The 14,682-nt window shown below is 38.6% G+C and carries 13 protein-coding genes; 2 read left to right on the top strand and 11 right to left on the bottom strand.

Features of this window, described 5'->3' with window-relative positions:
- Nucleotides 1–1,361: 1,361 nt before the first annotated feature.
- The 4 genes from LEP1GSC058_RS08275 to LEP1GSC058_RS08290 all read right to left on the bottom strand — a co-directional run bounded on the left by LEP1GSC058_RS08275 (nt 1,362) and on the right by LEP1GSC058_RS08290 (nt 3,213).
- Complete coding sequence (locus LEP1GSC058_RS08275) at nt 1,362–1,571, bottom strand: hypothetical protein (protein ID WP_016549169.1); 210 nt, start codon at nt 1,569–1,571, stop codon at nt 1,362–1,364.
- A gap of 260 nt (nt 1,572–1,831) precedes the next feature.
- Nucleotides 1,832–2,143: a HigA family addiction module antitoxin gene (locus LEP1GSC058_RS08280; protein ID WP_016549163.1), complete on the bottom strand. Its 312-nt coding sequence runs from the start codon at nt 2,141–2,143 to the stop codon at nt 1,832–1,834.
- Nucleotides 2,144–2,157: 14 nt separating this feature from the next.
- Nucleotides 2,158–2,445 carry a type II toxin-antitoxin system RelE/ParE family toxin gene (locus LEP1GSC058_RS08285; RefSeq protein ID WP_016549175.1) on the bottom strand — a complete coding sequence of 96 codons (288 nt, stop codon included), beginning with the start codon at nt 2,443–2,445 and terminating at the stop codon, nt 2,158–2,160.
- A 354-nt stretch (nt 2,446–2,799) separates the two neighbouring features.
- A complete protein-coding gene (locus LEP1GSC058_RS08290) occupies nt 2,800–3,213 on the bottom strand; it encodes a helix-turn-helix domain-containing protein (RefSeq protein WP_016549173.1) in 414 nt (137 codons plus the stop codon).
- A 93-nt stretch (nt 3,214–3,306) separates the two neighbouring features.
- On the opposite strand from LEP1GSC058_RS08290, the gene LEP1GSC058_RS08295 reads away from it, so the two are divergent.
- Nucleotides 3,307–3,696 (top strand): helix-turn-helix domain-containing protein, encoded by a 390-nt coding sequence (locus tag LEP1GSC058_RS08295; protein ID WP_084680397.1) that lies wholly within the window; start codon nt 3,307–3,309, stop codon nt 3,694–3,696.
- 103 nt (nt 3,697–3,799) lie between these two features.
- On the opposite strand, the gene LEP1GSC058_RS08300 is transcribed toward LEP1GSC058_RS08295, so the two are convergent.
- The 3 genes from LEP1GSC058_RS08300 to LEP1GSC058_RS08310 all read right to left on the bottom strand — a co-directional run bounded on the left by LEP1GSC058_RS08300 (nt 3,800) and on the right by LEP1GSC058_RS08310 (nt 8,106).
- Entirely contained in the window at nt 3,800–6,796 is a 2,997-nt protein-coding gene (locus tag LEP1GSC058_RS08300; protein WP_016549166.1) for a DEAD/DEAH box helicase, read from the bottom strand.
- Nucleotides 6,786–7,562, bottom strand: coding sequence for a Hachiman antiphage defense system protein HamA (locus tag LEP1GSC058_RS08305; protein WP_016549168.1), 777 nt, complete (start codon nt 7,560–7,562; stop codon nt 6,786–6,788). Before LEP1GSC058_RS08305 ends, LEP1GSC058_RS08300 begins: the two co-directional genes overlap by 11 nt.
- A 325-nt stretch (nt 7,563–7,887) precedes the next feature.
- Nucleotides 7,888–8,106, bottom strand: coding sequence for a helix-turn-helix domain-containing protein (locus tag LEP1GSC058_RS08310; RefSeq protein WP_016549170.1), 219 nt, complete (start codon nt 8,104–8,106; stop codon nt 7,888–7,890).
- Nucleotides 8,107–8,203: 97 nt separating this feature from the next.
- Here LEP1GSC058_RS08310 and LEP1GSC058_RS08315 point away from each other — a divergent pair, with 97 nt between their 5' ends.
- Nucleotides 8,204–8,536, top strand: a complete 333-nt coding sequence (locus LEP1GSC058_RS08315; protein WP_232224648.1) for a helix-turn-helix transcriptional regulator — start codon at nt 8,204–8,206, stop codon at nt 8,534–8,536.
- 112 nt (nt 8,537–8,648) lie between these two features.
- On the opposite strand, the gene LEP1GSC058_RS19805 is transcribed toward LEP1GSC058_RS08315, so the two are convergent.
- The 4 genes from LEP1GSC058_RS19805 to LEP1GSC058_RS08340 form a co-directional block, all read right to left on the bottom strand.
- Complete coding sequence (locus tag LEP1GSC058_RS19805) at nt 8,649–10,436, bottom strand: ATP-dependent nuclease (protein ID WP_016549167.1); 1,788 nt, start codon at nt 10,434–10,436, stop codon at nt 8,649–8,651.
- A gap of 1,474 nt (nt 10,437–11,910) precedes the next feature.
- Entirely contained in the window at nt 11,911–13,047 is a 1,137-nt protein-coding gene (locus LEP1GSC058_RS08330) for a hypothetical protein (protein ID WP_016549164.1), read from the bottom strand.
- Between the two features lie 175 nt (nt 13,048–13,222).
- Entirely contained in the window at nt 13,223–13,528 is a 306-nt protein-coding gene (locus LEP1GSC058_RS08335) for a HigA family addiction module antitoxin (protein ID WP_016549172.1), read from the bottom strand.
- 12 nt (nt 13,529–13,540) lie between these two features.
- Complete coding sequence (locus LEP1GSC058_RS08340) at nt 13,541–13,822, bottom strand: type II toxin-antitoxin system RelE/ParE family toxin (RefSeq protein WP_039948216.1); 282 nt, start codon at nt 13,820–13,822, stop codon at nt 13,541–13,543.
- Between the last annotated feature and the right edge of the window lie 860 nt (nt 13,823–14,682).

The following is a 14,682-nucleotide window of genomic DNA, read 5'->3' on the forward strand; positions in this document are numbered from 1 at the left end:
GCATTGACACCTCTCGCTCAAATCGAACTATATAGATGTAACTCAAATCCCGGCACCAGATCAGAACAGGAGCGACCGTGTAGGAATACATCCACCTCCGGCCAGAACACGAAAATATCAAAGCCGAAGTCGAAAAACTAAACCTGTCGGATGTCCGCCTAACGGCCAAGGTTTGCCGAAGTCCGGCGAAGCCGGATTTGCCGGAGGCCGAGCAAGGGTCGCAAAGCGAGCCCGAAGCGCAGTGCCAAGCCGAAAGTTAGGCGACGTCCGACCCAAACTCGTTGCAATTCAAATTTCTTTCTAATTTACTATTAGTAACCAAATGCCGAGTTAGTAAAATTACTTCTTACGGCGGACAATTTCGCTCCGAATACGCGAGGCATTGACACCTCTCGCTCAAATCAAACTATATAGATGTAATTCAAATCTCGGCACCAGATCAGAACAGGAGCGACCCTGGAGGAATACATTCACCTCCGGCCAGAACACGAAAATATCAAAGCCGAAGTCGAAAAACTAAACCTGTCGGATGTCCGCCTAACGACCAAGGCTTGACGACGTTTCGCGAGTCCGAAGGACTTGGCGCGAGACTTGCCCTGCAAGACGAGTGACAAAGCGAAATGTGCCGAAGGCCAAGCGAGAGTCGCATAGCGATCTCGAAGCGAAGCGTCAGAGCCGTAGTTAGACGACGTGCTTGTCTAACTCATAATATAAGTATCGTCGACACCTTAATAGAACGAACGTTCTGTATGAAAAACATGATATTTTAATATAAAATATCAGCCTCACTCTTCAATAAGTGTATCTAAACGATTGTTATAAAAAAAAGCAATTTCGTCTAATGCGCTTCAAAAAATTATGTATCAAAAGTTAGAAGCTCTTGACAGTTTTTGACCATCGTCTACCTTAGATAAGGCCCCAAGCACTCTAGCAGGTAGAGTGCCAATAGGGCGGTAGTGACCTGAACTTGGAATGCTCAGGGTGCTTGCCTACTAATAGGAAGTTTGTCTATCGATTAGCATGACATAGATAACGGATCTTAAGTATTTTGCAAGCATATTCCTTAACTGTCTCAGAGGTGCATAAAAATGCTTAAGAGAACATATGAAATTAGATACGTCTTGTATCAGCCAGAACAAGACTACAGAGCGATAATTGAGGGAATTAAAGTAAATTTCCCCAATAACCAGCATATTGCTGGCGGAACTTGGATGATAAGAACCGTTAAATCAGCTATAGACGTCAGAGAAACTCTACTCCCCTATATTGATGCCGACGACCAATTATTAGTTGTAGAAGTAGTTCTAAATAATAGAGCCTCCTACAATCTACCCAAAAGAATAATTGAATGGTTTAAACAACTATTCTAATTCTTCCAAATCTGTGTTTAAAAATCTCTCTAGATCATCTTCGGTCAAGGGGGGAAATTTGATGGGTTCCGTATTACCGAGTATTTCAGTGTCCGCACTTAAGTAATACGGAATCCCTTCAATATGAATAATCGTTCCTTTTTTTAAAATCCAAGAATGACATTCGTTCATCTTTCTTATTGTTTCATGATCAAGATTCATAGTTCCTCTCCTTATATTATCTTACTAACTTAACTGAAAGATGATAACCTTTTTTAAAATAAAAGTATTTTCACAAGCATGTCGTCTAACGAAAGAGGCTGGCCGAAGTCCAGCGCGTCCGAAGGACTTGGCACGAGTTTGCTTTGCAAACGAAGTGACAAAGCTGGATTTGCCGAAGGCCGAGCGAGGATCGCGAAGCGAGCCCGAAGCGAAGTGGCCGAGCCGTAGTTAAACGCTGGCCAGGCCTTTGAAGAAAGTTGCTATGCCGAAATTAACCCTAACTCTTTAATGTTGTGAATCGAATCTAATTCTTTTTTGAACTGCTTCCCCGCTTCTTCTAAATCATAATAATTTTGAAGATTAAGCCAAAATTCTGGTTCTATCTGAAAGAATTTTCCCAATTTCAGAGCAGTCTCCGCAGTAACCGACCTTTCTCCACGAATAATTTGTCCAATTCTAGTCTGGGAAAGACCTGTCTCTTTTGATAATCTATACACTGATATTTGCATCGGTTTAAGAAACTCTTCTCCCAATACATCTCCAGGATGAATGTTTTTTATTTTACCTGCCATTTATCTTAAACCTCCTAATGATAATCTACAATCTCTACTTCGGAAGCATTGCCATCTAACCAATGAAAGCAGACTCTATACTGCGCATTTATTCTTATACTCCATTGGCCTTTCCTGTCTCCCTTCAATTGCTCTAAATGATTACTTGGAGGAATCTTTAGAGCTTCAAGAGAAGGGGCAGCTGCCAGGATACGAAGTTTTCGTCTCGCGATCTCGAATAAAACAGGAGAAAACTTAATCTTTTTCGAAAAATTACCATCCCAAACGACTTTGGTTTCTTTGTCCGCAAAAGATAGTATCACTACTCAGTAGTATCTCGAAACAAGAGTATTTAGTCAATTCATTTTTGAGCATTTAAAATTAGAGATTTTTGCCTCTTCTATGCTTTAAAGGATAAATTGGCCTGGCTGGCGTTTAACGATAGATAATTGTCGAAGTTCCGCGCGTCCGAAGGACTTGGCGCGAGGCTTGCTTTGCAAGACGAGTGACAAAGCGGAATTTGGCGAAGCCCAAGCAAGGGTCGCGAAGCGATCCCGAAGCGCCGCGACAATTTTTAGTTATCTGCTGTGCCGCGCCCCGAATTCTAACCGGCGTAGCCATGGAAGGCGAAGCCGGTTAGGGAACGCCAACAGAACCGCGATTAAAGATTTAAACGATTATTTCTTTTTTGCAAATTCAGAAGCTACGTCAGCAATGATTTTTCTCTGATCGGGCGAAATCTGCAAGAGCGTCTTTACGATTTCTTTTAAGCCTTTAGTACTTTTGATTTTGCTGAATAAAACCTTATCCTCGTCCATTTGAAAAACCAGTCCTTCATCAGAAGAAGAATACTGAACAGGTTTAATAGGCTTGGAATCATCTAAAAGCCAATCGAGGTTTACCTTATATCTCTCTTTAAAAGTAGTGAGAAACGCTTGAGAAAGCGATTCCACTCTACCTTGGATAATATTGTTTAATCCAGCGGGAGAGATATTTAGCTCGGGAGCTGCCTCTTTCTGGCTTTCACCGTGATCTTCTAAAACTGTTTGTACCTTCTTTCCGATTAGTTTTTCAGTTTTCTTTGAAGTCATTAAAAATACACTAATAATTTATTTTCTGTTGACATTAATTCACTCATAGTGTATTAATGAATTTACCGATACACGGGCACAGAATTAGTTTTCATGGCATCTCCTTATCCGAAAAGCAGAAAAAGATCTATTCAGAGGCGCTCCATTGCCCCAGGAGAGGCAAATGCGAAGATTCTTCTACTTGCATGCGTTCTTCCCAAATGGAAAGTCTCAAAAAAAGATAAAGATTACTTTTGTAGAGCATTGATAAAAGCTAGAAAGGAAGCTGGATTTACACAAGCAGAAGTGGCTGAAAAGCTTAAACGAAGTTCAAGTCATGTATCTAAGATAGAATCAGGACTCAGGCGATTGTTTATGGATGAGTTTCTAGTTTTATACAGACTTTATAAAAAACCCACTATCTATTTCTATGCATCTTTTATGAGAAGCAATCTTGTAGAGCAAAGTGAGAAAGCCCGAGTAAAATCTGCTAAGCAGTTTTAACGAGGGCCATTAGAACGAGACTTGAATAGAATCTTGCGTCCCGATCGCGAAGCGTGCGGGTGAACCGGTTCGAAGAACCGGGACAAGCTTAATTCAATTAACCCTATTCGACATTTAAACTATTCTCAATTTCTAAAATTGAAAGCCTCGGTAGTGTCACGGATAAATCTTGCAAAATCGTTTCAAGATTCTCCATTAAAATAACTTTTATTTCTTCTTCATCTTTATTCAATATATCAAAACTAGTTTCGAGGTAATTTGCAAGCCCAATAATGCCTATCCTGTCTGCAAATCCAATAGAATGCAATTTTAGCTTCAAATAATTGTCAAGGCCTAGGGGTAAGAGTAGAGGCCAGGAAGAAATTGATTCATCAATAATTTGGTCTTGTTCAAGATTCTGTTGTCTTATTCTGATAATAGCTGAAAACACATTGGTCAATTGATAAGAAAGAAGATTATTAACAATGTCCAGGGATCTTTCTATCGAAAGATTGTAATTCTCCGAAATTTGTCCGTAAGTCATTCCGCTTAGCCAGGAAAGCGTAATATCTTTTAATCTATCTAATGACCCAATATCACTATAACTTCCCTCCTCCAAATCTTCCTTTATTGCAGAAATATATTCCAAGTGATTAAAAATGAAATCAATCCATTCAGCATCAAGCGGATTGATTTTTTTAAACCAAATATCATTTTCAAAATCTGCATTTTCCAAAATACTCAAATAAAGGCGCAGGCTTGATCCACTCTTCTTAATCTTAGGTAAAGATTCATTTGAAATATTATTTTTTATTTTCTCGGAACGAAGCTGAATTAAATGTTTAAAATTATTTCTTTGCTGTTCGTTTGATTGAACGTAGGAAAATGTATTTTCTACAAGTCGGGACGCAATTTCGTCTAAAGCAGACAGATCAACATTGTCTCCAATTAAATCAAGAATAGCCGAGTCGATTGAATCAATAAGTTTAAGGAATGATTCGTTTTGATTTTCTATCATATCATTAGTCAATGCTATTTTTCTATTTGAAATTACCCTAGTAATTCTTTCTATTACTGCATATAAGTATCCCTTCACTGGATGAATCTTAATATCATTACAGGCTTCAAAGATCGGTTCAAGATCTTCTTTATGCGGAATAATTATAACCCCATTTTTCTCTTTTCCTGCCCTTCCAACCCTTCCAAGTAGGTTCTTAATTTCCCTATTAGTCAGCTGATGCCATCTTTGATCAAATTGTCTTTTTGTTGTATGTATTACCATTGTTTTTAATGGTAAATTCACACCCTCTGCCAATGTATTTGTACAAACTACTAACCGTATTTTCTCATCACGAATGCAATTTTCGAGAATCTCTCTAATATACTGAGGTAATGACCCATGGTGAAAGCAAAAACCCATTCTAAGACATTGGACGAGCAAATAGCTTTCAGAAAATAAACGTGAGGCATATTCGGCCACTATAGCAACATACTCGCTATCTGCATAGTTATACGGATTGTTATTCTTAATTGCATAGTCAGAAATCAATTTGATTTGACTAATAATTTCAGTACATAAACCAGCAACACCGTTATCGAATTTAGTCGGAGCAAATAATGCAACAGTTCCAGCTGGAAGTGATTTCAAAGCGCATGCAACAGAAAGACGTTTTTTAGAAGAATCCCAAAATTTATATGTATTTTCACGTCCTGTTTGCGGATTTATGAATTGGTAGTCTGATTTTTTTAAGAAATTGTACAATTCATATCGTTTCGGTCTTTTATCCTTAGGGTTAAAATGTAAAACAAACCCTTCTTCATCCTTTTCAGAAAGTTGAACAGTAGCATAATCGAAAAGCGTTGGGCGAAAATTTGAACGAACTATAGTTTCGGATGACCCCCCAAGCCAATTGTTCACATCTTCAATGTTTGGAACAATTGCAGATAAATATATAAATCTAATATCTTCTCCTTTGAGGATTTTTAATCGAGTGAGAAATAATTCGTAATCAAATCCTCGATTTTTATCATCAAGCAGATGCCCTTCATCACAAATGACAAGATCAACATTATTCAAGACTTCGGGAAATATGTCTTCAATCGCCATCATCTTTTCAGGAGTAATGATAAGCAAATTTGAATTATCTATCGAGTTTTTCTCGATAGCAGTCGGCACTGAACCACCATATAATGTCTTTACTTTAATTCCATATCGATGTAACTTTTGCGCCAAACTTTGGCGAAGTTCAGAGGCTAATGATCGAAAAGGAGCGAGGAGAACTATTTTTGATAATGGATTTTTTTTAACATGGTAATAAATAATAAGTTCGCATAGAGCGGTTTTTCCAGCGCTCGTAGGCATTTGCATAGCAAAAGTCTTTTCTGAAGAGATTAATCCCCTCTCTATCGCCTCAAGTTGAGAAGGAAAGAAATACCAGATACGTTTTTCAATGTTCTCTTTTACATATTTTTTCCAGAACCTTGAATTATCATCGATCGAGAGTAATGTATTCCAAATTGAGTTCTTTTTAAAATATTCGAAAATCGACTTAGCAAGCACGCTTTCAGCATAAGCTTGAGGGTTAGTGTTAAGACCCTCTTCAATCTTTGCCTCTAGGTCGTACGTAATTTGATCTAGAACAGAAAATTCTCCTGAATTAAGAAATCTAGAAATACTTTTCGAAAATTCATTTTTTGGAAATATACTTCTACCCAGTATGGATAGAACAAATTGTAGACCTGGTTTTCCTTCAAAGTTGTCGAATATTAAGTTTTTGACAATCAAGTTAGAAGTTGCGGAAAATCCTGCCAAAAGACGTAAACTTGCAGTCATCAAATAAACTTCATAAATATTAATTCCCAAAAAGGAATTTCTTCCTTTAAGCGTAAACGTCTCCATTCCACGGGCAAGAGCAATTATCTCCTTGGAACTAATTTCAGTATATTTGCCCTTAAAAAGATCAAGGGCCAGATGATAGAGCGAAGTATAAAAATCGGAGTATTTCTTTACTATTGTGTAGTCTGCTATCGAATCTTCTTCAATTGCAAAATCAAAGTAAGATTGGTAAGAAGCAGATTGCGCTATCCAATTTGAAAGTTTATTTGATATCTCAAGCTTCATTGATTAATTCTTGAAAATAAGTTTCATAGAGCTTCTTGAGATCGTTAATTGAAAGAAGATAAAGCTTTATTTCATTTGACGGCTTTGTATACCCCTTACTAATTTCCGAATCGATATAACCGATATCGAATATTGCAATCGCATAATATTCTTGCCGATACGGATAATTGACAGGATCCTTGAATCTTCGCACCAAAGGCAGATCTGATTGAATGTCTTCACGTTCATATTTAGTCTCAACCCAGTTAATTGTTTGCGCGAATCGCGTAAATCGATCCTTTTCGGCTCCATCTAACGCTTCTTGAATTCTATTTTTCTTTTTAGATGGCTTTGTAGCATTCATCTTAGATTCAATAGATATAGCCAAGTCATTGCTGTGAGGATTCATCGGATCCTTAGCAAACAGAAATATTACATCAGAGAATGGAGCAGGAGAGTCTGGATGCTCTTTCCATCTCCATTTTTTTGGTCCGTATAAATCAATTTTTTTAGAAGTATATTCACTTTGTATAAAGAAGAAAGAAAATATTTCCCCAAAATCTCCTGACCTTATTTTCCCTTTAGAAGGTAAAACATTGTTCGCTAAATACTTTTTTCTTTCATCTGCCGATTTTTTAGAAAAACGAGGTAATTCATCTTCTTTTAAGTAAAACTCTTTACCATGGGATTTTATATAATCCTTTACGTTCACCCATTCTGATCTATCAATTTCAAATCGAACGTAATCATTGATTATCTTTTTAGTAAATTTTTTATAGATGTCCATTGTTAGTTTTATAATAAAGAAAGATTAAGCCTGCCACGGACGGCAGGCGCTATAATGAGGGGCGCGCCATGGCAGATAACGATAGATAATTGTCGAAGTTCCGCGAGTCCGAAGGACTTGGCGCGAGGCTTGCTTGGCAAGACGAGTGACAAAGCGGAATTTGGCGAAGCCCAAGCAAGGGTCGCGTAGCGATCCCAAAGCGCCGCGACAATTTTTAGTTATCTGCTGTGCCGCGCCCCAAATGTCTAACCAGCGTAGCCAAGGATGGCGAAGCTGGTTAGTGAATGCCAATAGAATTGCGATTTAAGACTTAATTCAAAACTATTCAAATATCTAATAAATCTTTGGGTTTAACCTTCAGTCGCTTAGAAAGCTTGAAAATTGAGTTAGCGGTGAAATTAGCCCTGCCCCCTTCAATATCTTGTAAAGTTCTTACAGGAACGGCGTAATCGCCTTCATCCATATTTTCCTGAGTAAGCCCTTTTTCCTTTCTTACGCTTTGAATATTCTTTCCGACTTTTAATAAAAATTCTTCAAAATCCACACACGGTATATTGCGGCAGAGTTGACAAAAAGTAAACGCGGTATACCGTGGGTCACATATTCTTTCGAGATTTCCGGTCGCAAAAGGCCCATTTATGATGAGAAAATCCAAAAACAACTCTCAAAGCGTTACCTATAGACAAACCATTGGGAGAATTTCCGATCAAGAGAAGAAAGCTTTCTATCATCAACTAAAGATTGCTAGAATAGAAGCTAATCTTACTCAAGCGCAAGTGGGGAAAATGATCAAAAAGAGCAGGAGTCAGGTTTCAAAAATAGAATCAGGTAAATGTAGGTTATATATGGATGAGTTTCTAAAGTTTATGAAGATTTATAAGAAATCTCCTTTCTTCTTTTACTCTGTATTTACAACAAATGAAGTTATTAAACCACAGAAGAAAGCCCGAGTAAAATCTGCGAAGCAGTTTTAATGAGGGTTATTAGGACTATCAAAGGGAGATTCAACGTCCCGATCGCGAAGCGTTCGGATCACGCGGCTCTTACCGACCCGCGATGCAAGAAGTGTAACAAGCAAGTTATAAATCAATTAGAAAGGAATTGTTCGATAGTAGCTACAATTTTCTCAAAATACTCTAATCCTTCCTCTGCTTCTCGCTTATCAAGCCCAGAAATATATTTAGCAAAATTTTTCTTTTTAGTAGATATAAACTGATTTTCAATAATAATTGCACAGTCTGGATCCAGTTCTAAATCGAGCAAATGTTGCAATGGGGTTTTATTAGTAGGAAAATCGATATTAGTTATTGAATTTATCGCATTTCTAGTTTCTAGAAATTTCTTTTGCTTCGCTATCTCCCAAAAACTTGGCTTAATTAATTCTTCAATAGAATAATAAACATCCTTAGAAGACGGTTTTTTAAACTTTAAATGCGGTGGCAATTCTAGACTGAAAGCGAGGAGACGCTTACAAGCTTTCGCATCAATTACTCTCCGATCTTTATCGAACTCTTCTTTCGTTTTCTTTGCACTTCGATCTTTGTCGAATATTCCAATAACCTTAGCCGGATTATCGGAATACGCGTGGGCGAGCAATTGTTTCTGAAGCCAATCATGCCCAGATCCTTCTTTTTTATATTCGAATGCGATCTTCTTTGAACTAATTTTCTTACTAATAGTGGAAGAAAATATTTGAATAGCTTTTAATAATATTAATTCATCACTTGGACCTTCTACAAAGATTCTTATCTGATCCCCCTTTCTTTTTATTTCTTTCAATTCTTCTTTTAGTTTCAATATCTCTACCATTCTCTCATGTGTATACTTTGAAACAAGTGGCATCAGTCCTAAATCTATATCAATACCATTAGTATTGTCCAGGATGTTAAGCTTAGTAGATTTTAAATACTCATCTCTTAAAACATTAAGTACGGAAATTTTTTGATCACCTTTCATTCTTTCTTTTAATGAATAAAATCCAGGGGAGTGAGTAGTAGTGAATAACTGAATTTCGTCAGAGTATTTATAAAATTCATCAGCAAGCTCAAAGGAGTTCGATAATTCAAGATTATTTTCAGGTTCTTCATATCCCCAAATTGTATTAATCCGAGGTGACCCGGACTGCAAGGTTACGTTTTCTTGGTCAGCGATAAATTTCAAAATTATCGGGATATGTCTTGTTTTAATGCCATCACCTCTTTGCCGTAACCCAACTTTTTCATTATGAACCCCAGTTAAAAAATCCAAAGTAGAAAATAAATTACGTAAATCGGCGGGCAAATGCAACTTACTATCAAGACCTAATAATTCGGATAACGATTTACTAATGTCTTTTGTACTAGTTTGCAAAGTTCCGACAAATTTCTGTGAAGCCTCACGAAGCTCTTTTTCAATTGATGACGATAAAGTATCATGCAAGTCTTGAAGTAGTGATTCAAAATATTCATTACCTTTAATAGCCGGTACATAACGAAATCTAATCTTTTTTAACCAATCAAATACTTTTGTTCTACCGGTTATTTCTTGGCCATTACCGTAAGAAAATAATTCTTTTTCCAATCCAGCTTTCCGCCAAGTTTTTTTCCATATTATATTTTCATGATCAACTTTATAAGAAGGCGGAGGCGTCATGGTAAGCTCAACAGTTATTTCAGGAGCCTTCTTTTGCGGCGTGAAAGCGAATTTGCAAAAATCTATATCAAAGTTAAAATTTGCTTTTAAATCGCTGCTATTATTGAAGAATAAATTCAAAGCGCGCAGAAAATTAGATTTTCCAACATCGTTTTTTCCTACAAAAAGATTTAAATTACTACAGTCAAATGACTCGTCAATTATCGACCTATAGTTTTTTATGTGAACATTTTTTATAAACATCAAATCTTTCCTTTAATTTTATAAATTACTAAAATTACAATTGGCCAGCCAAGGAGGGCTGGCGTCTCAATGAGGGGCGCGGCATGTCGTCTAACGGCCAAGGTTTGCCGAAGTCCGGCGAAGCCGGATTTGCCGGAGGCCGAGCAAGGGTCGCAAAGCGAGCCCGAAGCGAAGTGGCAAACCGAAGTTAGGCGACGTCCGACCCAAACTCGTTGCAATTCAAATTTCTTTCTAATTTACTATTAGTAACCAAATGCCGAGTTAGTAAAAGTGTTTCTTATAGCTGACTGTTTCGCTCCGAATACGCCAGGCATTGACACCTCTCGCTCAAATCGAACTATATAGATGTAATTCAAATCTCGGCACCAGATCAGAACAGGAGCGACCGTCTAGGAATACATCCACCTCCGGCCAGAACACGAAAATATCAAAGCCGAAGTCGAAAAACTAAACCCGTCGGATGTCCGCCTAACGGCCGAGGCTTGGCGACGTTTCGCGAGTCCGCAAGGACTTGGAACGAGGCTTGCTTTTGCAAGACGAGTGACAAAGCGAAATGTGCCGAAGGCCAAGCGAGGGTACGCAGCAACCCGAAGCGCAGTGCCAAGCCGAAAGTTAGGCGACGTCCGACCCAAACTCATTGCAATTCAAATTTCTTTCTAATTTACTATTAGTAACCGGATGCCACGTTAGTAAAATTATTTCTTATAGCTGATTGTTTCGCTCCGAATACGCCAGGCATTGACACCTCTCGCTCAAATCAAACTATATAGATGTAATTCAAATCTCGGCACCAGATCAGAACAGGAGTGACCGTGGAGGAATACATTCACCTCCGGCCAGAACACGAAAATATCAAAGCCGAAGTCGAAAAACTAAACCTGTCGGATGTCCGCCTAACGATCAAGGCTTGCCGAAGTCCAGCGCGTCCGAAGGACTTGGCGCGAGACTTGCTTTGCAAGGCGAGTGACAAAGCTGGATTTGCCGCAGGCCGAGCAAGGGTTGCGAAGCAAGCCCGAAGCGAAGTGGCAAGCCGAAGTTAGGCGGAGTCCCGACCTAACACAATACGATTGAACCCAACCGCCTTTTAAAAGAAAGTTTAATTACTGAAGATTCGATCCGATCTCAAGTAGGCGCGTATAATTTCAGGATTGCACTATTCGAAAGGCTCGAGCTTCAAATACTTCGCGGAAATTGCAAGATGCACTGCCCCGGCTCGGCACACGACAGCGCCGGGAGCGGATCTAAAAGAAAGCGGATTTACTCCGTAGTAGAACCAAAATCACTCCGTTTTTCCGAGCTTCATTGCCTAAAATAAAAAGTAAAGTTGTCGGGATTTCGCCTAACGAAATAGTAGCTCCGACGTTGGCCGAAAGGCACGAACTTGCGTTAGCAAGTTTAGTGACTGAAGGTCAATGTGGCGAAGCCTGAAGCGAGCGGTCACGAAGTGAGCCCGAGCGGAACGGAGGCTACGTAGTTAGCCGAAGTTTTGCAGTAAATCTACAAACAATCCCTTTGAAGTAGAATTCAGAACGTATTCTTTTGAAAAATATGAACACATTGTAATAGAATTTGGAATTTTAAATTGAATTCTGTGAAACTCAGTCAAATCCTTTGCGACATCTTCCTGAGCATACATAAACCAATAATTATATTTTATCGGAAAATTGAAATCGCTCGAAATTTCCTTTAAAATTGACTCAGCCATACTCTGTCCGTAAAAAAAGAAAATGTGGCTCAACCCGTATAAACTCAAAATATAGTTTCGCCCCTTATTATAATATTTATACTTACTTTTTATCTTCTTAATTAGACGATCTGGAGTATTTTCATTAATTGTCCAGCCGGACATTTCTCCATAACCCAAGTCATTATCTTTGCACAGTTTTGCAAAGAGCCCTAAATCAGTCGGCTTAGCCCTGCAAATTATGAGAGTAAGGAAATCAGTTCTTTCAACCAGATATTCATTTTGCAATGATAGTTGATACGATAAATTTTCGATGAAATGAAACCATTCTTTTTCAGATGGTCGCCTAATGAACTTATAAGCACTGGGGGTAAAATATTGATTTCCGAAAATGAATTGTTGTAATTTTTCTGCGCATCGCCGCGAATACATTGATTCTTCAGAATCTTCTAATCTAGAAATCTCAATGATTGTTTCCCCGTATTTTTGCGATTTAATTAAAATGTCCGGATTTAGGCCATTTTCAATCTTTGCGTCGATCTCAATATCTGAAATATTTATTATCTTTTGTAAGAATACAATCTCAGCTAAAATCTCATTTGCCTCCCAAGAGAAGTCATTCGAACGCAACTTTCCTACTAAAACATTAAAGACTTTTAGATTCTCTTGCTTAAGTTCATTTAAATGTTCGATAAACCATAAAAAATGGTGACTACTCCATGGTGTAAGATTATGAAATAACCCATTGATAAAGTTTTCTCGATGATTATTTTTTACCTTCTTTCCTATCCAACTTTCCAAGTCTTTGATTGATTTTTTAAATAGATCACGATCTGGCTGATCATTATAACCATGCGGCGTACAATATCTATAAAGATACAATGATCTCCAATAGTTCTTTGACTCATATAGTCTTAAGGATTTCATTTTGCAAAATTTCGGCTAACGAAAGATAATTGTCGAAGTTCCGCGCGTCCGAAGGACTTGGCGCGAGACTTGCCCTGCAAGGCGAGTGACAAAGCGGAATTTGGCGAAGCCCAAGCAAGGGTCGCGTAGCGATCCCGAAGCGCCGCGACAATTTTTAGTTATACGCCGTGCTTGATTAGCTGGCTTGAAGTTCTTGAAACTTTTTGATCGTTTTTAATTCATTTTTAAGCTCATACTGTTTAATTTCTAAATCATAATGAGCTTGTATTGATAGCCAGAACTCGGGCGAATTTCCAAAAAAACGAGAAAATCTTAGCGCAGTATCAGCAGTAATAGAACGACGACCATGAATTATTTCACTTATACGTTTTTGATCAATATGAGTAGCCTGAGCTAATTTATAAGCCGTAATTTCCATCGGCTTTAGAAAATCTTCTATTAAGATTTCACCTGGGTGAATATTCATTAATTCTTTATTCATAATTACTGCCGCCTAATGATAATCGACTATCTCGACATTTGCTACATTACCATTTTCCCAAATAAAGCAGATCCGATACTGCATATTTATAGAAATGCTATATTGTCCTCGCCTATCTCCAGATAATGCATGCAATCTGTTTCCAGGAGGAATTTTCAAATCCTCTAAAGTTTTCGCGCTATCTAAATGTATAAGTTTCCGTCTCGCTGTTCTTTGTATGTCCTTCGGAAATTTCTTTGAAAACTTACCTAGCCATATAGTTTCACATTCTTTATCCGAAAAAGAAAGAATCACGACTCATAATAGCGCCACTCACCATTGGTGTCAAGCACCATTAGTAAGGATTCGAAGGATAATTTTAAAAATTTTCCTAGGCAGAATCAATTTTAAGCATGGCGTATAACGACCAAGGCTTGACGACGTTTTGTGACGGCGCGAGTTTGCGCATGCAAACGAAGTGACGGAAACAAAATGTGCCGAAGGCCAAGCGAGGGTGCGTAGTTACCCGAAGCGCAGCGACAAGCCGAAAGTTAGGCGACGTCCGACCCAAACTCGTTGCAATTCAAATTTCTTTCTAATTTGCTATTAGCAACCAAAGGCCGAATTAGCAAAATTATTTCTTATAGCTGACTGTTTCGCTCCGAATACGCCAGACATTGACACCTCTTGCTCAAATCGAACTATATAGATGTAATTCAAATCTCGGCACCGGATCAGAACAGGAGCGACCGTGTAGGAATAAATTTTCCTCCGGCCCCGAGCACGAAAATATCAAAGCCGAAGTTGAAAAACTAAACCCGTCGGATGTCCGCCTAACGGCCGAGGCTTGGCGACGTTTCGCGAGTCCGCAAGGACTTGGAACGAGGCTTGCCTTGCAAGACGAGTGACAAAGCGGAATGTGCCGAAGGCCAAGCGAGGGTGCTCAGTAACCCGAAGCGCAGCGACAAGCCGAAAGTTAGGCGACGTCCGACCCAAACTCGTTGCAATTCAAATTTCTTTCTAATTTACTATTAGTAACCAAATGCCGAGTTAGTAAAAGTGTTTCTTATAGCTGACTGTTTCGCTCCGAATACGCCAGGCATTGACACCTCTCGCTCAAATCGAACTATATAGATGTAATTCAAATCTCGGCACCAGATCAGAACAGGAGCGAC

The sequence above is a fragment of the Leptospira fainei serovar Hurstbridge str. BUT 6 genome, assembly GCF_000306235.2.
Classification (GTDB): domain Bacteria; phylum Spirochaetota; class Leptospiria; order Leptospirales; family Leptospiraceae; genus Leptospira_B; species Leptospira_B fainei.

Bases quoted from the DNA above. Each gene is read 5' to 3' on its own strand.
- LEP1GSC058_RS08275 (WP_016549169.1), bottom strand. From the start codon at position 1,571: ATGAATCTTGATCATGAAACAATAAGAAAGATGAACGAATGTCATTCT.
- LEP1GSC058_RS08280 (WP_016549163.1), bottom strand. From the start codon at position 2,143: ATGGCAGGTAAAATAAAAAACATTCATCCTGGAGATGTATTGGGAGAA.
- LEP1GSC058_RS08290 (WP_016549173.1), bottom strand. From the start codon at position 3,213: ATGACTTCAAAGAAAACTGAAAAACTAATCGGAAAGAAGGTACAAACA.
- LEP1GSC058_RS08295 (WP_084680397.1), top strand. From the start codon at position 3,307: ATGGCATCTCCTTATCCGAAAAGCAGAAAAAGATCTATTCAGAGGCGC.
- LEP1GSC058_RS08300 (WP_016549166.1), bottom strand. From the start codon at position 6,796: ATGAAGCTTGAGATATCAAATAAACTTTCAAATTGGATAGCGCAATCT.
- LEP1GSC058_RS08305 (WP_016549168.1), bottom strand. From the start codon at position 7,562: ATGGACATCTATAAAAAATTTACTAAAAAGATAATCAATGATTACGTT.
- LEP1GSC058_RS08315 (WP_232224648.1), top strand. From the start codon at position 8,204: ATGAGAAAATCCAAAAACAACTCTCAAAGCGTTACCTATAGACAAACC.
- LEP1GSC058_RS19805 (WP_016549167.1), bottom strand. From the start codon at position 10,436: ATGTTTATAAAAAATGTTCACATAAAAAACTATAGGTCGATAATTGAC.
- LEP1GSC058_RS08330 (WP_016549164.1), bottom strand. From the start codon at position 13,047: ATGAAATCCTTAAGACTATATGAGTCAAAGAACTATTGGAGATCATTG.
- LEP1GSC058_RS08335 (WP_016549172.1), bottom strand. From the start codon at position 13,528: ATGAATAAAGAATTAATGAATATTCACCCAGGTGAAATCTTAATAGAA.